This is a genomic window from Vibrio sp. CAU 1672 (assembly GCF_029223195.1).
Classification (GTDB): Bacteria; Pseudomonadota; Gammaproteobacteria; order Enterobacterales; family Vibrionaceae; genus Vibrio.
Genome location: NZ_JARHUF010000003.1, coordinates 1 through 20,280, shown reverse-complemented (window position 1 = coordinate 20,280; position 20,280 = coordinate 1). Strand labels below are relative to the sequence as shown.

Genomic DNA, 20,280 nt, shown 5'->3' with positions numbered 1-20,280 from the left:
GAAATGAGAATGAAACATCACATTCTTTCAGCAGTGATCGGTGCGGTATTTTTATCTGGTTGTGCGAGTCAAAGCGCGTCAGAAAATACGGCAAAAATCGAAACCAATAAAGGCAGCAACGTCCCGGCTTGGGTGCTGAACCCTACTTCCGCCAATGGCTTTGCTGCTTCCAACTGTGTGACAGCATCAGGTAACTTCTCTATTGATCGTAACCATGCCGTCTCTTTGGCTCGTAACACACTGGCGCAAAACCTGGATGTTAAAGTGAGCGTATTAGAGAAGAACTACCAGAAAATGGATACCACTGCCGATGCACAGGTAGCGGGTACCTCGTTTGAGCAAATCGCGAAACAAATCACGAATACATCGATTCAAAAGAGTCAGGTTGAACAGGTGTCACTCGTCAATGTTGGCGGAGTGGATCAAGTTTGCGCTCTGGTAGTAATGCCGAAGATCGAGTCTGAAAAGATGTTCAACACGGCAGTTACCGCAGATGCCAATATTGACCCAAGCGACAAGGCGGCATTGTATAAAGAGTTTGTAAGTCAGAAGACAACCAAAGAACTCGAAGAGCAAGCTGCAGCGCTGTAATTTGCTTCGCGGATATACAAAAGAGCCAAGTGTGGCTCTTTTGTGTTATTTTAGGCGGTAGTCGTGAGCGGCACGCGGTTTTGTCGCGGGCGGATTTTCTGCTGCCGTTTCACCTGAGACAAAATTACCCCTGAGATCACCATGATTCCGCCGATCAGGTGGTAGGGCTGGATTGCCTCACCGAGCAAGGTGGAAGCCAGAGCTATTGATACCACTGGCATCAGGTTCATGAACATGGCACTTGAGTCTGCGCCGATCCGATCAATTGATTTTACCCACATCAACGGTGCAAATACCGATGCGGCAAGAGCGGCATAGGCAATCAGTGGTATTGAGGCTGAGGGTGCAGCCAGGGTTTCGCTGGTTAACCACAGCGGGATCAGCATCACGACCGAGCACACCCCCTGCATATACACCAGAGTCAGGCTGCCGAATGGCATCTTCCAGCGCTTGAGCAGCACGCAATACACGGCATAGACCAGCGCGGCGAGCAGCATGAGTCCGTCACCCTGGGTAATATCCTGGTGGAGGAAAAAACTCACATCTCCTTCACCGAGCATAAAAGCAAGCCCGGAAAGGGAGATGATCCCGCCAATAATACTGAGCACAGAGATGCGTTTGCCCAGTAACGGCACGCTGAGAAATACGGCGAGTAGGGGGACCAGTGAGGTGATCAGCGCCATATTGGAGGCGCTGGTGGTCAGCCCGGCGTAGTAACCCAGCGATTGGTTAAGTACCATTCCCAGCAGTGCTAAGCCTGCCAGTTTTCCCAGGTAGGGACGAATGATGTGGCGTTGCCGGAGTACGGCGGGCAGGCAAAACGGGCTGAGGATCGCAACGGCAACCAGCCAGCGATAGAAACTCATGGCACTGGGCTCGATAGCACTCGCCGCCATTTTGTTAACGATGGAGTTGCCTCCCCAAATGATTACAGTAAAAAGCGGCAGTAGATAAATCATTTGAACCCCGTCACACAATAATTTATGGTGCTAGTCTGACAGGTCTTTAAAACAGAATGTATCTGCTAAAAGACATCGCGAGCGATAGGAAGACAAAAATTGAGAAAGAGTGCCAGGAACCTTCACCCTTCGTTATCTATAGATCGAGCACCATCAGATGTGTTTATGAATTTTGAGGCTTTTTTGTCAAACACAGAAACACGCATTCATAGCCATCCCTGGGGACAGGTGCAACTGATCAGTGGCGGGATTCTTGAAATGGACGCGGAAGATACCCGTTTTCTGGCACCACCACATTTGGCCATCTGGGTGCCGGCCGGTATTCGTCATACCAGCTATAATCGCAAGCCGCTGGAATACTGCTCGCTGAACATTGCCCCGGAACTGACCCAGCATTTCCCGACGAAAACCAGCCTGATCAAAGTGACGCCGATTATCTCCGCCATTATTGAAGATTTTCGTCAGCGTGATATCAACGTGGCGAAAAGTGAGCAAGATAAACGACTGGTACAGGTGCTGCTGGATCAGTTAGCCCGGCAGGAAGTGGAGCATCATTTCCTCCCGACCACCGACAACAAGTATTTAGCGCCGATCCTCAAAGCCGTTGAAGAGTCGCCGACGGATGACATCAGTTTGGGTGAGTGGGCGGAAAAGGTGCATGCGACCGAACGCACCTTAGCGCGCCACTGCCAAAGTGAGTTGGGTATGAGCTTTACAGAGTGGCGGCTGCGTGTTCGTTACCTCCATTCAATGGAGTTGCTGAGAAAAGGACAAACGGTCAAAGAGGTGGCCTTAACTCTGGGATATAACCAGGCCAGTCCATTTATCGCCATGTTTAAGAAGTACTCCGGTATGACACCGGAGCAATATAAAAACCGCTTGTTATAGCTGGGTGAGGACTGTCGCTGAAATCATAAAGTGTCCAAATAAAATCATAACCTGTCCTTTTAAAATGCATAAAGTGTCCTAAACTAAAATAGGTTGTTTTCTTACGACATTTTAGGACGCTTATGTATATCCGTGATCTTCGCAAAGCATCTCCAAACAAAAACGTCTTCAAGTTCGCTAGTGTGAAGAATAAAGAATCAGTCATGTGTGAAAGCAGTTTGGAAAGAGATTGCTGTTATCACTTTGAATACGACCGTGAGGTAGTTCATTACGAGTCACAACCCGAAGGGTATTTTTATGAGTACTGCGGTAAGCGATTCCCATATACCCCTGACTTTCTGGTGACTTACATTGATGGCGACTGTCGATTTGTCGAAATTAAGCCATATGACAAAACGTTTGATAAAGACTTTCAGCGTAAGTTTGAAGCGAGAAAACGAGCAGCAGAAAAACTAGGTATCCAATTGATTTTGGTAACAGATAGGCAGATTCGTAATGGATATTTTCTCAAGAATTGTGAGTTGGTTCATCGCTACAGTGGTTGCATTGAAGACAACAATCTAATACCAGTTGTTTATGAGTATTTATGTACCGTAAAAGAAGCCAAGATATATGAGTTAGCTGAAAGCTTGAAAGTATCGATTTGCGATGTGTTTGTATCGGTGTTACGTCTTATTTCTCGTGGAGTAGCTAGTACCGATTTAGATTTATGTGCGCTAAGCGAAAGCAGTATCGTAAGGGCTAGTTAAGATGGTCGGTCGACTTGATGATGAATTCCAACGATTCCCTTCAGAGGATGAACAACAGACCTTTCATCACTTGTCTCAAACACGACGTAGACAACTGCAATATGACTCTTTAGAAAAAACAGAGGTACTAGAAAGGGACCTTTCATCCTTTCCAACTGAACAAAAAGAAAAAGCAATAGAACGATACAAACTTCTTTGTTTGATAAACAAGGAGCTCACTGGTGGTTGGACACCTAAAAACCTTAACCCGCTGATCGATAGATATATAGATAAGGTGAAACTTGATAAGCCAAGTTACAAAACTGTTATTCGTTGGCATCAAGCATTTTGTTCGAGTAATGGTAGCTTCACAAGTTTAGTCGATAAGAACCATTTGAAAGGGAATCGAGATCCAAGGGTAACGGGAGATGAAGCATATTATTTCAATGCGCTAGAACGCTTTCTCGATGCTGTTAGGCCTTCAATCAGTGCCGCATATCAAGTTTACTGTGATCAGGTTGAAGTCGCCAACGAGCATATTGTTTCAGGAAAAATCCCGACCGTTTCATACCAAAGTTTCAAGAATCGAGTTCAGAAGGAGCAGCCATATAGCGTTGCTCTAGCCAGACATGGGAAGTACTACGCTGATAAGTTATATAACTATTATCAATCGGTAAAAATGCCTACCCGCATATTGGAGCGTGTCGAAATAGATCATACGCCACTTGACTTGATTCTGCTTGATGACGAGCTACTAGTCCCATTGGGACGTGCTTATCTCACGCTGCTCGTCGATGTATTTAGTGGATGTATTGTTGGGTTTCACCTTGGTTTCAAAGCGCCGAGTTATGTCTCTGCATCGAAAGCAATTCTCCATTCGATCAAGCGAAAGGATTATATAGCTAGTTTGCCGATAGAGTTTCAAAATGAGTGGTTGTGCCATGGGAAGATTGAAAATTTGGTTGTAGATAATGGTGCCGAGTTTTGGTCTAAGAGTTTGGATGATGCATGTATCGAAGCTGGTATCAATATAACCTACAATAAGGTACGCAAACCTTGGTTAAAGCCATTTGTAGAAAGAAAATTTGGTGAGATTATTCAAGGAATGGTTGGTTGGGTTCCAGGGAAAACTTTTTCAAATGTCCTTGAAAAAGAAGATTACAAACCGGAAAAAGATGCGGTTATGCGCTTCAGTGTCTTTGTTGAAGAGTTGCATCGTTGGATTGTAGACGTTCATAATGCTAAACCAGATACGAGGCATAAGCGGATCCCGAATCTGTACTGGAAGCGAAGTTATGATGTGCTGCCTCCAATGCAGTTACTTTCGGAAAAAGAAAAATCTTTCAGCGTAATTATGGGGATACTCCATATTGGTGCGTTAACGAATAAAGGCATTAAGTTTAAGCACTTGGAATATGACTCAGTTGCATTGGAGCAGTATCGTAAGCAGTACCCTCAAACGAAAGAATCAAGAAAGAAGAAAATAAAAATCGATCCTGATGACTTATCAACGATCTACGTCTATTTAGATGAGTTGTCAGGTTATATCGAGGTTCCTAGTAAAAATGTGGATGGTTACACAGATAGATTGAGTCTATGTGAGCATGAAAAATTAGTTAAAGTTCACCGCGAGTATATTAAAGGTGAGGTTAATTCTCTGTCTCTTGCTAAAGCAAGGCTCGCGTTGCATGAGCGTATTAAAAGCGAACAAGAGCATTTGAGGAAAATGTCCCTACCAGAGCGAACTCGTAAGGCCAAAGGGACAAAGAGAATAGCAGAACTAACTCGAGTTAATAGTGACAATATTAACCAAACTGTTAATGATGAAAAAACTAGTGTAGATACTGTCAGTAAGAGTGAGTTACAGCCAGATTCATCTAATAGCCCTATCGAAGTTTTTCGCTCGACTTGGAATCGACGTAGGAAAGAAAGGAAGTCGAAGTGTTAATGACTAGCCCAAATCTACATACAGATCAGATTCTTGAAGCATATCATCAGTCTTTTACCGTTTATCCAAATGTAGAGAAAGTATTTGCGGGTCTTGATTGGTTAATTAAACGTCGTAAGTTTGGTCCTTTTGTCCCTTCAATGTTACTGACAGGAGGCACTGGAGCGGGTAAATCTGCTTTACTACTAAACTACATCTCAAATTCCCTTTCGGCTAATGAAGTTTTGACGATAAGAGTTAGACCAACACTACATGAAACTTTGCTTTGGATTTTAAGAGAGCTAAAGGTATACAAAAATAATAGAGCAAAACCATCGGATATTGGGTTAACGGATCATTTAATTACTTGCATTAAAAGAGCAAAACTAAAACTTCTAGTAATAGAAGAATGCCAAGAGCTTTTTGAGTGCACTAATCACAATCAAAGACAAGATATCCGAGACCGACTAAAGATGCTAAGCGATATTTGTCGCTTACCAATTGTTTTCGTTGGTCTCCCTAGTGCAAAACTAATTTTAGAGGACTCACAGTGGCATAGACGGATTATGATCAAGAGAGAACTTCCGTATGTTAAAATCACGGATGAAAACTCAATTGATCAATACCTAGGGTTGCTAGAAGCAATGGAAGACTCTGTACCAATAGATCTAGAGACCTCTTTAACCGATTTCGATCTTGCGATGAGATTGCTTGCAGCAAGTAGTGGAATGCTAGGAATGCTAAAAGAGTTAATTGCATTGGCCCTAGAGAGCGCATTGATACAAGGTAAATCAGTTATTCACCTTGAAGATTTTGCTCTCAGCTATGAACAGATTTTTGGTTCTGATGAGACGAATCCATTTTCCGAAGATATTAATCAGTTAGTAATCAAACAAATTGAATCTTATGAGGAGTATGTGCCTGACTCTACTACCGGCGAGTTAAAATTTGTCGGACAAATATTCAGTGAGTTGACAATCAAGCAGTTACTAGGCTGAGCTAAGTCTGATTATTTAAAGATGCCAGCAACTCGGCCTTTTCTTCATCACTCATTTTTTCAATTGCACAAGCAAGCTCTGCACTCAAATCATCTTCGCAAAAGAAATAGTTGAGCGGTACATCTAACTCCTCAGCCATACGACGCAATGTACCGATATCTGGTACATGTCTTCCTTTCTCGTAGTGGTTCATTCGCCCACTGGCAGAACTCGGCTCCATACCAATTTTCACCCCTAAGTCTTTTTGGGTGATTTTGGCTTTTTTACGCGCAGCTTTGAGCCTTTCTGGGATTGGGTTGTGGTTTTGCACTTGCTCATTTCTAACAAACCTATCGATAACTTAGATTGTCTAAGTTTTACTGATTTTTGTATACTTAGCAATCCTAAGTTTTATGAGCATCAGATAGACGCATGAAGAAAACAGCCAAATTAAATCCCTACATGTTTAAATTATTGATTGAAAAAGAAATGAATAATTTTTCAGTAATAGAGATCAGAAATGCACTGATGGAGTGTGATGTGGTCTTTGCTGATAAAGAAGAAGCTCGGAAGTTTGTCTATAAACAACTACTTTCACTTAAAAACAAAGGTTGGTTGTCAACAACGGGTGTTCATAGACGAAAACGTTACTTGGTAACTGACAATTTTCGAGCTTGTAGTTTTGAAGCTAGAGCACAGAGAAAAGTATCTAGTGCTATTAAATCCTCTGTCATGGTATCCAAGACTTTTGATATCGTGCTGAAAGAGAAAAAGAAGTATGAAGGTGAGTTAGCGATTACTTTAGGTGAAATTGAAGAGTATCAATCATTAGCCGCTCGATTCCCCCAGGACAAAGCGACAATACTACCGTTGTTCGATTCAGCTAAAGATCGCTCTGCAAAACTTCTGGGAAAGATCAATGCGCTGTCAAATTGGATTCATGCAACGAAAGGTGAGGTTCAAACATGTTAAGAGTTTGGCAATCTGAATGTGTTGAAAAGGCGTTTGATAAGTTTACTCGAGGTCATCATCACTTCTTTTGCCAAGCCACACCAGGGGCTGGTAAAACAGTGATGGCGGCAACCATCGCACGAAAACTCTTAGAGAGAGGAGGAATAGACTTAGTTCTTTGTTTCTCTCCTTCGATTACTGTTGCTCGAGGAATCAAAGTAACATTCTCAGAGACCTTGCCGTGTGCATTCAGTGGTGGTCTAGGGGCTATTGGCGCTTCCTACACCTATCAGAGCATCAAGTATTTAGATGAATCATTCTGGACCACAATCAAAAGGTATCGTGTGTTTGCCGTTTTTGATGAAATACACCATTGCTCGTTTGATGAAGATGGAAAATGCAATACGTGGGGAGAATAGGTCGTATGTAAAGTTCAGCGCCTAGCCAAGTATACATTGGCACTATCGGGTACTCTTTGGAGATCAGATCGATTACCCATCGCGATGGCAGAATACTCTAATCCTGAGGGCATGCTGATTTGTGACTATCAATATGGATTGCAAGCGGCAGTAAAAGATAACGTTTGTCGCCGTCCAAGAATTGTACTGGTTGATAACGAGGGATTATCTGTAATAGACGAGGGAGAAACTAAGTCGTTCTCCTCTATTGTCGAGTTATTGAAGCAGACCAAGACTTCTTATCAAAAGATCATTCATAACCAAGACGCCATTTCCTATATATTGCATGTAGCTTGTCGAAAGTTACAGGCCATTCGGATGCATGTACCTAATGCCGTAGGGCTTGTCGTTGCCGCATCTGTATCTCATGCAAAGTGGATACAGCAAGTACTACAAACTGAATTTGGGCAAACGGCATTGGTCGTTACTTATCATCATCACTCCCCGACGGAAGAAATAGAACGTTTCAGAACTTCTGATACCCAATGGATTGTGAGTGTTGGGATGATCAGTGAAGGGACTGATATACCTAGGCTGCAGGTTTGCTGTCATTTAAGTTCTGTAAAAACAGAGCTCTACTTTAGGCCAGTATTAGGGCGAATCTTACGAGTGACGCAGAGTGAGTGGCAAGATGCGTGGCTTTATACTTTTGCAGAAGAGAGCCTGATAGAGTTTGCCGAGCGTGTAGAGCAAGATATTCCAGAATCTTGTATGTTTGTTGGAATAGAAAACGCGACAGGCTCACTAAGTGCAGACTCTTCTCCTGATGTAATAAAGAATACCTCCAAGCCTCAAGGTTTAGATAGTTTGTCATTGAAATGGTGGGCTGATGCTTCTGGTGAAACAACAAATAGTAATTATGCCGACTACCAAGAATCTGAGCACATCAAGTTGGGAGCCTTTCGTGAGAGAGTGATTGCGGCATTTGCCTAGGTATATTTTAGGTGTACGGACTCGTGCTCGTGGTGGTTTACTTGACCTAATCGCACAACCTGCACCTTAAGCATCACCAGAGCCGTTTCTGGCCATGAATTATTTTCGGAAAGTCGAACATTCGAAATTAATGAATAATTTTTTAAAAGGCAAAACCTGACTCGTTGGTTGTCTTTACAGTACGCACTTTGTCGGCTTATGTTGAACAGCGTACTGTCTTATAGATATATACAACCCTTAAAATTTAAGGGTGTGTGTGACGAACTTTCAAAAGATGACCAAGAATTACATTTTCCATGAACTTGAATGCGGTTTGGGCATAGAAGAAGCTGCGAAACATTGAAGCACCAAGTAACTCAAGGTCACTGTCTACACTAATGAAATATGCTAAAAGTATAGTAAAAATTAAATCAAAAATTTCATTTAACAAGCGTCAAGTCAAGGGTTAACGAATGAAGAAGATATTTGCACTCACAGTAATCATAGCTATGCCATGCCTTGCTAACTTTGATGGTTATTATCAAAGAAGTTTTAGCAAAACCAGCTACCTTAAAACACAGTTTACAAGTAGCGACACAGCAGCGTTTCACATTGGCTGTGGCAGTAACACTGTAGGGCAACCATTCTCGATAATTGTTGTTAAGCATCCTAGCTTTTATCAAAGTCATAGACGGTTCAACATTCTCCTGTCAGTTGATGACAGCAAAGAGTACATTCTTGATGGAGCAACCAAACAATATGAAGATATGTATTACTCGAAACACAACCCACCTGAAGAACTTTTCACAGAAATCAGAAAAGGCCATACCTTACAAGTTAAGTTCCTCGAAAATCAAAAACTGATTTTTGCATTAAAAGGTAGTAACCGAGCATATCAACAGCTTTGGGAAGAATGCGGATTGTTATAATTCGCTAACGCTCAAACACTGCCGCCCTTAGACTTGGAATTACTCTATGTCATTTCAGAGTTTTAAGCCTCGAGGGGAATTTTACCCGTGATGCAGATATGAGGGCGTAGAAGTGCCAGATGAAGAAGCTGGTATTTTCACAAAGCTGGTATTTTCCTCGCTAACTCGAAAATGGACAAAAATGCGTTACGAAAAATTGAATATTAGCAATTCATTAATAATTTTTTGTAAGTCAAATATTGTCAGTTAGGCGTTGCTCTGTTGGCGATTCAAAGCGAGTTGGAGCTTAAGACCACTTCCTATCTACTAAAAATTGCAAGACAAGACACTCCACTAAACATGAGATCCTTCACTAAATAGTGAAGTTCAAGAAACTATAATCTCGTACTCATAGGCTAGGAAAAAGGTGTGATAATGATAAAGCATAGAGCAGAGCAAGATGTCTTTAGTCAACTAGAAGAAATTTGTAAATCAAACGGCTATATATACGCAGTTGCATCCCTTTGTTTTAGGGACAACTTTCTTGTGACTTCTCCTGGGAGGAGTATTGCTGAGAATTTTAGCCATTGGTTTTCTAAAAATAAGTTGTGCAAAAATGAAATCAATACATTGTTAGGTTTAATGGTTAAAAAACCATTAACGAAGTTAGCCATAACGCAAGAAGAAATAGATAAATTAGCAAATGATTCAGATAGTCTTCTTGAAGAACTTCATAACAGCATGACATTTAACCCTAGTGCTATTGAAGCATTATTTTCAGATATGGATTCATCTAAAGGTTTTGGTGAAAGATTTATGAGTTCACCAGCTTCCATCCGTGAATCTACATTTTATTCTGCTGACAGTGCTTATGATTTTCAATATAACGATCTGTCTATTGAAAAATATGTACAGGATGAAGAGTGGATTCTTAAAAACAAGGGGTTCACAGTTAGAAATGCAGTTAATATAGTTAGCATAATAAAAGAAAACATTAATGAAAAAGCAAGTAGGTTTTACAAGAAAGTAACCAACTATGAAGACTTACTTGAAATATTTAGAATAGACATTGATGCTATAAGTGAAAAAATTGATTTTGAAAAATCAGAACTATCTTCATTTATAGAGTGCTTTACATGCTCAACAAATAACACTAACTTCAATAACGTTACTGATTTGAACGATGTGAAATTACGACCTATAATTAATTTTAATGATAATTACTATATATTTAACAGCTATAGTTTATTAGAAAATCTATATGAATCTCCAATGTTCTGGATTCGTGATACTGATAAGAAATATTTGAAACAGGCAGAAAAACATCGTGGTGAATATGTAGAAAAAATGACCATAAATTACCTTAAGAAGGTATTCGGTGAAAAAAATGTATTTAGCAACATTGAAATATATAGAGACTCAAAAACTAGAATAAGCGAAATAGATGTCTTAGTTTTATTTGGAAACAAAGCATTAATATTTCAAGCAAAGTCAAAGGCTTTAACTCTTCCAGCTAGACAAGGTGATGGGGATGCGGCTAAGCGGGATTTTGTAGCAGCAGTACAAAATGCATATGACCAAGCTGTGAAGTGTGCTAAAGCTTTGCACTCCAAAAACGTCATATTAAAGGACGAAAATAATCAAAAAGTTGAACTCAACTTAGATATTGATTGTTTCTATCCTATTGCCATTACATCAGAACATTACCCATCGTTAACATTTCAGTCGCTGAACATGTTAACTCTTGATAGTGACCTTGAACTTATCAAGAAACCTTTTGTAATGGATATATTTTTCTTGGATGTGATGAGTGAATTCTTAAACACTCCACTTTACTTCATTAGCTATATAGATAGACGAGCTGGTTATTTTAATGATTTTGTTGCAAGCTCTGAATTGACAATTTTATCTCATCATCTAAAGGATAATTTGTGGCTTTCATCTGATTATACATTCGCATGCTTAGATGAAAGTATATGTGGAGATTTAGATCACGCAATAATGTCTAGAAGAATACCTTACTGGGGAGGAAAAAAGACACCAGAGGGCATTCTCACTTATCATGTGAACACTCCTTTCTCAAGGTTAATATCGGTGATTGATAAAGGCGATGATAGGGGAGTTATTAATTTTGGTTTGGAATTGCTCAAATTTTCCAGTAAGGCCATCAATGATTTCAATAAAGCAGTAGACGGTTGTTCGTACAAATGTATTCAAGATTCCAAACTACACGATTTTTCGTTGCTTATGGACGAATACGGTGTAACGGTACATGTGGATTTATGTAAGAATAAAATCGACTTAGAGCACGAAGCTAATCGAATGTTGGCTCACATGAACATGAAGAAATACTCATGTAAATTTGATAAGTGGTTTGGTGTTCTTTTTGATGCTATTACTAAATATCCAGTATTCATGGGAGGAGTAGATTTCCCATGGGCATATGATGAGGATATGGAAGAAGCAATACCTAAAGAGATAAAAAATAACACAAAGAAAATCTCTCCGTCAGATATTCAAAAGAAAATGAAATTTAAAATTGGGAGAAATGATAAGTGTCCCTGTGGTAGTGGGAATAAGTATAAGAGATGCTGCGGTAGATAAAAGGCATCTAAATATACTTGCATTAAACTAACCGCCCGAAAGGGCGGTTTTCTTTTATCTGAGCCCCGTTAACGGCATGAGGTTACGTGGAATATACCCCCATGATACAACACGGGGATTTACAAACGAACACCACTAGAAGAATGGATAAATTTTAGTAGGGGAAAAGCCCTTGAACAGGATGTGAATGAGTAAGAGGTCTACCAAATAATGGGGCATATGTGGCAGAACTGATCGGCGGGATTGAGTAAGGATGAAAGTATTTCAGTGGTTTTGCTACCTTTTAGCTTTATCGAGCAGGGCCTTAGGGCTAATCTTTATTGGCCCCCATTCAACATCGCCAATTTTTATTGCACCTCCGAAAAGCTCAAGCTCATCATCCCCTTGAATACTTTCAATCAACAATAGTTGGTTTTTTTGTACGTCAACCGTGTTCTGTAGTGATTGAATTGTTGCATTCTTTAGCTCAAGAGACGCGCTTTTCATCTCTAGTTGGCTCTTGAAATGATTAACTTGAGATTGCAATGTGGTAATCATGACCCGTTGCTCAACGGATAGTGATTGTGTAGGTGCTGGCAAGAATTCTGCGTATGGTAGGGCAATATATTGAGAGAAAAGAGCTTCGATCTCATGGAACATTTTCTCTGTATGTTCAGATGAAATGACAACTTGTGTTTCGTCCCCTTCATGGTTTACTGAGATCAAAGCATTTATACCAAAATTTTCTAGGAACTCCCCAAACCAAATTAGATATTGAGAGCAGGTATTTTGGTATTCTTTGGGGAATTTGAATGTTTTTAATAAAAATGAATTTTGGTGCTCTTTTCTAAGTGTTTTTAAAGTAGATTCATAACACTTTAAATAACAAGCTTTCATTTCTAATAGTTGCTCACTGATAGGAAGATCATCTTGAAGATTTAGACTCGTGTGAAGTGTAATTTGAGGTATGCCATCTACCCAACCTTCCAAATCATAGTTTACATCATCGTACCAGGCTGTGGTTGGGTATCTCGACTCACCCATAGTGTCGCAGAACCTTTCTACAAATACTGAGGGAGAGAACGGTTCAGTCCAAGTATAATAGGAGAAAGTGGTCTCAAAGTAGGCTCTTGGGATATCATTATCTAACCACAGTCGCACAGTATCTATGGAAGGAATATCCTCAATGGAAGGTTCTTCATATGTAATCTCTAAAGGCGTTGGAACTTCGATATCCTTCAATTTAGAACTTGTGAACTGTTCAAAATTCGGTTTGCTAATAAAATCTAAGTGATAAATAACTATGCTGTTAGATGACTCCTCAATACATGATTCGTCAGTAAACATCACTTCAGCACCCATCAAGACTTCAACCTGATCACCATTAATGCGGTAACTTATCCCCATATTTTTCTCAACTTACCTTTGAATTCAATTTTTATTTATAAGTCTTCGTATCTACAGATACTATCACATTATATTAAATATTCCGAAATAGCGTTGCAAAACAAATGGCTGGACGAATAGACACCGACTTGATAGATACCAAGTAGACCAAATTGTGATTTGGCTACGTGAAGTTTAAGCGGTTGCCAACTCACTTTGGGGCATAGGCGTGCTAGCAATGAGCACGCAGGCACATCTCTGGATGTAGTGGCCTAGTTTTACCACTCCAAGCCAATAAGTTCGGATAAGTTTGATTCGGGAAATGAATAGAAGCTTCGGCAACCTTTGCTTGATTTCTCCAAACACTAACTCTCGATTAAGCAACTATTTTCCGGTGGATAAAACGTCCTTCTATCGTGAGACCAACCGCGCAGAGAGCTTAAAGCAAGCCATCATGATGAGTTATGAAGATTGGGGGACCTGACGGGCAAGGTTACGAGAATATTCAAAATCATGAGAATGCCATGTTCAAACTATTGAACTCATCTTCCAAACGTTGACATTAGGAAATTTTTTACCACACTAAAACTTAGATAATCTAAGTTTTGTGGTGGCATGTGAGTACGGACATTCAATTATACTTGGACGAGTCGCTCGAAAGCTTTTTATTGCGACTATCGCAAGACCAAGGCTACGAGCGATTTTCTCATTTCGCAGAAGATATTTGGTATCAAACTCTTGATGAACATGAGTCGATGTCAGGTGCTTTCCCGCTAGAACTCAATCAAATCAACATTTATCACGCCCATACAACAAGCCAAATGCGAGTGTGTGTCCTCATTCATCTAGAGCGTCAACTCAAACTTAATAATTTTGGTGTATTACGCCTTGCCTTAACGCACTCTAAAGCCCAGTTCTCGCCAAAATTCAAGGCAGTGCATCGTTTTGGTGTGGATTATCCTTTTGCTTTTCTATGCAAGCGCTTTACACCAGTTTGTCCTATGTGTTTGACGGATGCACCATATATTCGACAGCATTGGCAGTTTATACCTGTTCGAGCATGTGCGGAGCACGGATGTAAGTTGCTCCATCACTGCCCAGAATGTGGCCGCCGGCTTGAGTATCAAAACTCAGAGCGAATTCAATACTGTGAGTGCGGTTATAACCTTACCGAAGCTGAGCCAGAGGTTGCGTCAGAAAGTGAGTTAATTGTAGCTCGCTGGCTAGGAGGAGAGTCACCTCGTGAAGATGGCGTTATGAGTAAAGAGATGACAACCTCAGAGCGTTATGGCTTTTTGCTTTGGTATGTGAATCGCTATGGTGATCTTGAAGAGATCAGTTTTGATACCTTTATAAAGTATTGTTCTGTATGGCCAGAACCGTTACATCAAGAACTGGACAAGATCGTCGAGAAAGCCGAGTTAGTTCGAGTTAAACAATGGAGAAAGGTCTTTTTCAGAGAAGTTTTTGGGTCATTGTTGCAAGAGTGCCGCCAGGCCCCAAGTCGCCAGTTGGATAAGAACATTGTGCTCGGTGAGATTCTACATTATTTCACTCGGTTAGTTGCCAATAATCCCTCATTGGCGAAAGGGAATATCGCAGATGTTCTATTAAGTCCGTTTGAAGCATCTACGTTGCTGTCGTGTAGTACGGATGAAGTATATCGGTTGTATGATTTTGGCGAGATTCAAGCCGCTGTTCGACAGAAAATGCACACTAAAATAGCTAGTCATGAACCAGTATTTGCTTTGAGAGGGATGGTAGAGACCAAGTTGGCTCGGATGTGTTCAGAGGGTAATGGTCTTAGTGTCTATCTTTCGCAGTGGTAAATTGGGGAAGCAATAATGACAAAATTAAGCGATGTATTGCAAATAGAAGATGATGTCGTCAAGCAGACAACACTGAAAAAGGTGTTCATGCCTTACTCAGAAGATATCGACATTGATGGCTGCGAAATAGAAGCACTAACTGTATTGCTTAACTTGAGTTTTCATCGAAAGGACTCGAAGTGTAATAACTGGCTGGATGATGAACGAGCGAAAATTTATCTAACAGAGCAAGACAACGTAACGACCTCGTTGGCAGAGATACAGTGGTTTCATACCCATAACTTAAAATATCCAGATTGCCGAGTATGTGAGCAGAAGATTATTGGTAGACCTCTTCCTGCCGAAGATGATTTCATTTCAAGTGCTAAGCTGGAGGTAAGCTTAGGTTGGGCGCATAATGCGGCTACTTATCGCTACACCATATGGTTGCTGAATTCTTTCACTTGGCAGTCTCAATCTACCAATATTGTTTTCTTGATTCAGCAGAAAGACCCAGTTTGGTTAGGTTTGCTGCGAGAGTTTGGTTTGAGCGAAAAGTCGCTTGAACGTCTTAGAGCCGAAATTGAATTACAGCTTTGCACACTTACGTTTCCTAGCTACGTTAATTCGTACTCCAAACAGCTGCGATTTCCTTGGAATGGAGACTATATATCGGTTACTCCCGTCGCTAGCCATGCGATGCAAACGGAATTGGAACATCGCTACCGAGACGTAGAGAGCGGTCTAAAATTTGTAACCTTTTCACAGCCTAACTCAGCGAGTATTGGAAACTTATGCGGTAGCTCAGGTGGTTACATGCATGCACTAAATTACCCTTTAGATGTGCCATCATCGACAAATAGACCATCAAGAAAGACACTGGTCGAAAGCAGACTAGAGACTGGCAGGTATCTTGATAACTTCCAAATGACGAACGAAAGAATTTGCAAAGTTCTAAGTCGTTTAAGTGGCGCAGAGCCACTTAGAACACACAAACAAAGAATCAAAGCGCGAAATGATCAAAGTAAAATTTTGAGAAAACAGGTCGCTTTGTGGATGCTTCCGTTAATTGAATTACGCGATCGTATCGATAGCGATGAACGAGAGCGAGCTATTGAGGAACATGAAAGCTTGGTTCAAGGCTTTCTAACGTTACCTGAATCAGAGCTCCCTACGTTGGCGAGTCTGTTTAATCAACGATTACATTTGGTATTTCAAGAGAATAAATTTACGAGAAAATTTGCTTATCATCCTAAGCTGATCCAAGTTGTAAAAGCCCAAGTCGTATGGGTGCTTAATAAATTGAGCAAACCCCAGAAGAATCAAGATAGATGTGAGGGTGAACAGTATATTTATCTTTCTTCACTGCGGGTGCAAGACTCCCTAGCAATGAGTTGTCCGTACTTGTGTGGCGCTCCATCACTAACGGCTATTTGGGGTTTTGTTCATCATTATCAAAGAGAGCTTAACCGGATAACAAACCGTGATGGGTTGTATGAGTTCAGTGGTTTTTCGATATATATACGAAGCCAAAGTATTACTGCAGGTGCGAAGTTGACGGAGCCCAGTTCATTAGCAACAGCCCGAACCATCTCAAAGGCGAAGCGCCCAACGATTCGCAGTGATAGATTGGCTGACTTAGAAATGGATTTAGTCATACGCGTAAAAAGCAATGGCAGATTGTCGGATCACTGTTCAGAACTTATATGTGCACTTCCGCTCTCTTTGGCCGGAGGTTCTGTATATCAGCCTTTACTCTCATCTAAAATAGATTGGCTGAGAACGTTCAGCAGTCGATCTAGCCTGTTTTACTCCTTAAAGGGTCTACCAGCATATGGACGCTGGTTATATCCCAGTGAGCAACAACCAGAAAGTTTTGATGAAATGGAATCGATGCTGGCTAAGGATGAGGGCTATCTTCCAGTATTAAATGGATTCCACTTTTTAGAGCATCCTACACCTCGAAGCAATGCCCTCACTGCGCTACATACTTACGCGGAAAATACGCTGACTGTAGCCAAGCAGATTATACCGATAGATATGCGTTTTGCCGGAAGCAACCATTTTTTTGGGGAGGCTTTCTGGTCGCTAGAATGCAGTTCAACAACTATTCTTGTAAAAAAATGCAAGGAACAAATAGATTATGGAGCTGTGTCGTCAACTTAATTACGTGCGGTCTATTTCTCCAGGAAAAGCGTATTTTTACTATTTGGCACCGAATGGAGATATGTGCCCTTTGGCGATTGATAAAACTCGCCTACGGGCACCCAAAGGCGGTTATGCGGAAGCGTATCAAGGTAGTTCGTTTGCTAAAAGAAATGTCGCACCACAGGATTTAGCTTATGCTAACCCTCAATTCATTGAGGAATGCTATGTCCCGCCAATGACTAATGAAATCGTCTGTGAGTTTTCACTTCGCATTAAAGCTAACTCGTTGCATCCTGATGTGTGCAGTGATGACGGAGTTCGGGAACAATTAACATTACTTGCAACAACTTATAAAAAGCTGAATGGTTACCAAGAACTTGCCTATCGCTACGCGAAAAACATTTTGCTAGGGAGTTGGTTGTGGAGAAATAGAGAGTGTCGTGGGGTCGCGATCAAAGTGATGACGAGTGATGGTGAAACCATCGAAATTAACGATGCGACAAAGCTTTCTTGGTATGGCCACTGGGATGAGTTATCAACACAGAGCTTAGAAAAATTAACAAGTTATTTGTCCCGAGCATTGTCTGACAGTTCTCAGTATTTCTATATGGATGTGAAGGCGGTCCTATCGGTCGGACGAGGAGATGAGGTGTATCCAAGTCAGGAATTTATAGATGACAAACAAGAAGGTTTTCCTACGAAGCAATTAGCTAAGGTGCCTTTAAATGATGAACAAGAGACGGCTGCGTTTCATGCTCAAAAAATTGGTGCAGCACTGCAGTCAATAGATGATTGGTGGCATGAAAATGCAGATAAGCCTTTAAGAGTGAACGAATATGGGGCTGACAGGCAATATGTAATTGCAAGGCGTCACACACTATTGGGTAACGACTTTTATCAGCTGATTCGTGGTACCGAAAAGTGGATAAAAGAGATGAAGGAATTTAAATCCATACCTAATGATGTGCACTTTATTTTGTCGGTACTCATCAAAGGTGGTTTGTTCAACAGCTCGAAAACCAAATCTCGTTGAGGTGATACTGATGAACAAAAGATATTACTTTTCGATTCGTTACACTCCATCATATGCGGACTTTGGACTCTTGGCTGGTCGCTGTATACAACAGATGCATATGTTTGTGGTTAATAATCCTCAGGCAAAGAACCACGTGGGAGTTTGCTTTCCTCGTTGGAATGCGACAGATGTTGGTGACATGATTGCGTTTGTTATGGAAGATAAAGAGACGCTGTTAGGGCTATCTTTCCAACCTTACTTTTCTATGATGATACAAGAGGGCGTATTTGAAGTCTCAAGAGTGTGTGAGGTTCCGGAATGTTCATCTGAAGTGAGGTTTGTGCGCAATCAAACCATTGGGAAAAGTTTTATTGCTTCTAAACAGCGAAGGATGAAACGCAGTATGGCAAGAGCTGAATTATTAGATGTTGAACACATTCCGGTCGCGGTAGAGGAGCGTGTTGTGGATCATTTTCACCGAATTCCAATTTCTAGCGGTTCATCGGGTCAGGAATTCATATTACATATTCAAAAAGAGTTCACAGAATCAAGAGAACAACCTAGGTTCAACAGCTATGGCTTCGCGACAAATCAAGAAAAAAAAGGGACAGTCCCTGGTTTGCATATTTAACCCTTTTTTTGAGAACTTCATTTATTTAACGATAAAAAAGAGTGTTACAACAGGAGGTCGGAAAAGGGTAATATAGAGAGTTTTTCTGTTATGGCATGGAAATTATTAACTTATGGTCTATAGTTATCAGTGACCTGCCGCATAGGCAGCTAAGAAAACGAGAGTTGTCCCTTTTGACAACTAGGTTCAGTGACCTGCCGCATAGGCAGTTAAGAAAATGTTTAAGAAACACTCAGGAAAAACCCTACCGAATAGGTAGTTTAATTTTTACCATTTTAAAAGGCAGATACAGCGGTACTGCCTTTTTTGTTGCTGGTTTACATTAATAAGCTCATGTGTTGTATTTTTGCTAGTTAGCGATGTGCTGTAAACGTTAAAGGTTAGAAAGGCTTTCCGACAATCTGAATAGCCACCAACTCAGTAGACTAGCTACATTTTATCTCTGGCAAATCACGCCACTTAGTCGTGTACTGCGGTGTAAGCATCTCCCTACGCATCCCCCATTTGTACTCAATGCCTTGTGCACCTAAAAACAGTGTATCTGTGCCATATTTTTGGTTGAGGGCATCGTATACGTTCATGAGCTTGGCGTTGTTTGGAGTGGGGTTGAACAAATCAGACTGCTCATGTTTGCCGTCCACTAGATCTATTAGGCCAACCCCGATCTTATAAAACCTTACATCTTCACAGAACAATTGCTCAGCAAGAGAAGAGGCCACTTGAGTAATCAGTGTTACATCCGAAGTTGGGTATGCAAACCGATGGACTGCGCGGCGTGTTACAGGCTTGTCGTCAAAAGGGGAGTTATTGGCGAAGCAAATCATCACCTTACATAAAGAATTCTGTTGGCGGGCTTTCTGTGAAGCAATATTGGCATGCTTACACAGTGCTTGGCGTAATGACTCAGGATCGGTAATACGTTGTCCAGCGCTTCGAGTGGAATAGATTTGCTTTTTGTCCGCTCTTGATTCATCCCACGTTTTACAAACTTGTCCATTGAGCTCGCGAACAGTGCGTTCAACTTCAACATTGAACTCCTTGCGGATTAGTGCGGGTGAATAGTTAGCTAGATCGAGTGCAGTATTTACTCCCATAAATTTAAGACGTTTTTCGATCTTTCGACCAATACCCCAAACGTCTCCAGCGCTAAGTTGAGACAAAACATATTTGCGCTCATATTCCGCCTTGAGCACGCAGACACCTTGATAGCCTTCAAGTTTCTTTGCTGCATGATTGGCCACTTTTGCTAGTGTTAAAGTCGGCCCAAATCCGACACAGACGGGTAGGTGCGTATTCCGGCGATTCCGGACACCGGCTCCGGTTTAACCGGACACCACTTATCCCTGGTTTTTCTCTAACTCTATTTTTACCCTACCTGTCCGGATTGCGCCAGTTTTCTCATTGATTCTC

At 41.1% G+C, this 20,280-nt stretch carries 15 protein-coding genes and 2 pseudogenes; 13 read left to right on the top strand and 4 right to left on the bottom strand.

Annotated elements, in window-relative coordinates; translation table 11 throughout:
- The first annotated feature begins 9 nt into the window (after positions 1-9).
- Positions 10-591: a hypothetical protein gene (locus P2G85_RS04085; RefSeq protein WP_275862847.1), complete on the top strand. Its 582-nt coding sequence runs from the start codon at positions 10-12 to the stop codon at positions 589-591.
- 50 nt (positions 592-641) lie between these two features.
- On the opposite strand, the gene P2G85_RS04080 is transcribed toward P2G85_RS04085, so the two are convergent.
- A complete protein-coding gene (locus tag P2G85_RS04080; RefSeq protein ID WP_275862846.1) occupies positions 642-1,550 on the bottom strand; it encodes a DMT family transporter in 909 nt (302 codons plus the stop codon).
- A gap of 99 nt (positions 1,551-1,649) precedes the next feature.
- Here P2G85_RS04080 and P2G85_RS04075 point away from each other — a divergent pair, with 99 nt between their 5' ends.
- The 4 genes from P2G85_RS04075 (at position 1,650) to P2G85_RS04060 (ending at position 6,091) form a co-directional block, all read left to right on the top strand.
- Positions 1,650-2,438, top strand: coding sequence for a helix-turn-helix transcriptional regulator (locus P2G85_RS04075; RefSeq protein WP_275862845.1), 789 nt, complete (start codon positions 1,650-1,652; stop codon positions 2,436-2,438).
- A 122-nt stretch (positions 2,439-2,560) separates the two neighbouring features.
- A complete protein-coding gene (locus P2G85_RS04070; protein WP_275862844.1) occupies positions 2,561-3,187 on the top strand; it encodes a TnsA endonuclease N-terminal domain-containing protein in 627 nt (208 codons plus the stop codon).
- Between the two features lies 1 nt (position 3,188).
- Positions 3,189-5,114 (top strand): Mu transposase C-terminal domain-containing protein, encoded by a 1,926-nt coding sequence (locus P2G85_RS04065; RefSeq protein WP_275862843.1) that lies wholly within the window; start codon positions 3,189-3,191, stop codon positions 5,112-5,114.
- Positions 5,114-6,091 (top strand): TniB family NTP-binding protein, encoded by a 978-nt coding sequence (locus tag P2G85_RS04060; protein WP_275863067.1) that lies wholly within the window; start codon positions 5,114-5,116, stop codon positions 6,089-6,091. The genes P2G85_RS04065 and P2G85_RS04060 overlap by 1 nt, the downstream gene beginning before the upstream one ends.
- A gap of 1 nt (position 6,092) precedes the next feature.
- On the opposite strand, the gene P2G85_RS04055 is transcribed toward P2G85_RS04060, so the two are convergent.
- Positions 6,093-6,401, bottom strand: a complete 309-nt coding sequence (locus P2G85_RS04055) for a helix-turn-helix transcriptional regulator (protein ID WP_275862842.1) — start codon at positions 6,399-6,401, stop codon at positions 6,093-6,095.
- Positions 6,402-6,502: 101 nt separating this feature from the next.
- Between P2G85_RS04055 and P2G85_RS04050 the strand changes: the two genes are divergently transcribed.
- The 4 genes and pseudogenes from P2G85_RS04050 to P2G85_RS04035 all read left to right on the top strand — a co-directional run bounded on the left by P2G85_RS04050 (position 6,503) and on the right by P2G85_RS04035 (position 11,903).
- A complete protein-coding gene (locus P2G85_RS04050) occupies positions 6,503-7,042 on the top strand; it encodes a hypothetical protein (RefSeq protein ID WP_275862841.1) in 540 nt (179 codons plus the stop codon).
- Positions 7,036-8,412: pseudogene (locus P2G85_RS04045) on the top strand (DEAD/DEAH box helicase family protein). The gene P2G85_RS04050 and the pseudogene P2G85_RS04045 overlap by 7 nt, the downstream one beginning before the upstream one ends.
- A gap of 452 nt (positions 8,413-8,864) precedes the next feature.
- Positions 8,865-9,320, top strand: coding sequence for a hypothetical protein (locus tag P2G85_RS04040; protein WP_275862840.1), 456 nt, complete (start codon positions 8,865-8,867; stop codon positions 9,318-9,320).
- Positions 9,321-9,734: 414 nt separating this feature from the next.
- Positions 9,735-11,903: an SEC-C metal-binding domain-containing protein gene (locus P2G85_RS04035; protein ID WP_275862839.1), complete on the top strand. Its 2,169-nt coding sequence runs from the start codon at positions 9,735-9,737 to the stop codon at positions 11,901-11,903.
- A gap of 276 nt (positions 11,904-12,179) precedes the next feature.
- Here P2G85_RS04035 and P2G85_RS04030 read toward each other — a convergent pair whose 3' ends face one another.
- Positions 12,180-13,289 carry a hypothetical protein gene (locus tag P2G85_RS04030; RefSeq protein ID WP_275862838.1) on the bottom strand — a complete coding sequence of 370 codons (1,110 nt, stop codon included), beginning with the start codon at positions 13,287-13,289 and terminating at the stop codon, positions 12,180-12,182.
- Positions 13,290-13,885: 596 nt separating this feature from the next.
- Here P2G85_RS04030 and P2G85_RS04025 point away from each other — a divergent pair.
- Genes P2G85_RS04025 through cas6f form a run of 4 tightly spaced genes read left to right on the top strand, consistent with a single transcriptional unit; the run spans position 13,886 to position 18,870 of the window.
- Positions 13,886-15,097 (top strand): TniQ family protein, encoded by a 1,212-nt coding sequence (locus P2G85_RS04025; protein WP_275862837.1) that lies wholly within the window; start codon positions 13,886-13,888, stop codon positions 15,095-15,097.
- 15 nt (positions 15,098-15,112) lie between these two features.
- A complete protein-coding gene (locus P2G85_RS04020) occupies positions 15,113-17,242 on the top strand; it encodes a type I-F CRISPR-associated protein Csy2 (protein ID WP_275862836.1) in 2,130 nt (709 codons plus the stop codon).
- Positions 17,220-18,257 carry a type I-F CRISPR-associated protein Csy3 gene (gene csy3 / locus P2G85_RS04015; protein WP_275862835.1) on the top strand — a complete coding sequence of 346 codons (1,038 nt, stop codon included), beginning with the start codon at positions 17,220-17,222 and terminating at the stop codon, positions 18,255-18,257. Before P2G85_RS04020 ends, csy3 begins: the two co-directional genes overlap by 23 nt.
- Before the next feature lie 10 nt (positions 18,258-18,267).
- Positions 18,268-18,870: a type I-F CRISPR-associated endoribonuclease Cas6/Csy4 gene (gene cas6f / locus P2G85_RS04010; RefSeq protein WP_275862834.1), complete on the top strand. Its 603-nt coding sequence runs from the start codon at positions 18,268-18,270 to the stop codon at positions 18,868-18,870.
- 425 nt (positions 18,871-19,295) lie between these two features.
- Here the strand turns inward: cas6f and P2G85_RS04005 are convergent.
- Positions 19,296-20,156, bottom strand: a pseudogene (locus tag P2G85_RS04005) (DUF4113 domain-containing protein); the annotation flags it as partial.
- Positions 20,157-20,280: the final 124 nt, after the last annotated feature.

Coding starts and splice junctions, on each gene's coding strand:
- P2G85_RS04085 (WP_275862847.1), top strand. CDS start 10: ATGAAACATCACATTCTTTCAGCAGTGATCGGTGCGGTATTTTTATCT.
- P2G85_RS04080 (WP_275862846.1), bottom strand. CDS start 1,550: ATGATTTATCTACTGCCGCTTTTTACTGTAATCATTTGGGGAGGCAAC.
- P2G85_RS04070 (WP_275862844.1), top strand. CDS start 2,561: ATGTATATCCGTGATCTTCGCAAAGCATCTCCAAACAAAAACGTCTTC.
- P2G85_RS04065 (WP_275862843.1), top strand. CDS start 3,189: ATGGTCGGTCGACTTGATGATGAATTCCAACGATTCCCTTCAGAGGAT.
- P2G85_RS04060 (WP_275863067.1), top strand. CDS start 5,114: ATGACTAGCCCAAATCTACATACAGATCAGATTCTTGAAGCATATCAT.
- P2G85_RS04050 (WP_275862841.1), top strand. CDS start 6,503: ATGAAGAAAACAGCCAAATTAAATCCCTACATGTTTAAATTATTGATT.
- P2G85_RS04040 (WP_275862840.1), top strand. CDS start 8,865: ATGAAGAAGATATTTGCACTCACAGTAATCATAGCTATGCCATGCCTT.
- P2G85_RS04035 (WP_275862839.1), top strand. CDS start 9,735: ATGATAAAGCATAGAGCAGAGCAAGATGTCTTTAGTCAACTAGAAGAA.
- P2G85_RS04030 (WP_275862838.1), bottom strand. CDS start 13,289: ATGGGGATAAGTTACCGCATTAATGGTGATCAGGTTGAAGTCTTGATG.
- P2G85_RS04020 (WP_275862836.1), top strand. CDS start 15,113: ATGACAAAATTAAGCGATGTATTGCAAATAGAAGATGATGTCGTCAAG.
- csy3 (WP_275862835.1), top strand. CDS start 17,220: ATGGAGCTGTGTCGTCAACTTAATTACGTGCGGTCTATTTCTCCAGGA.
- cas6f (WP_275862834.1), top strand. CDS start 18,268: ATGAACAAAAGATATTACTTTTCGATTCGTTACACTCCATCATATGCG.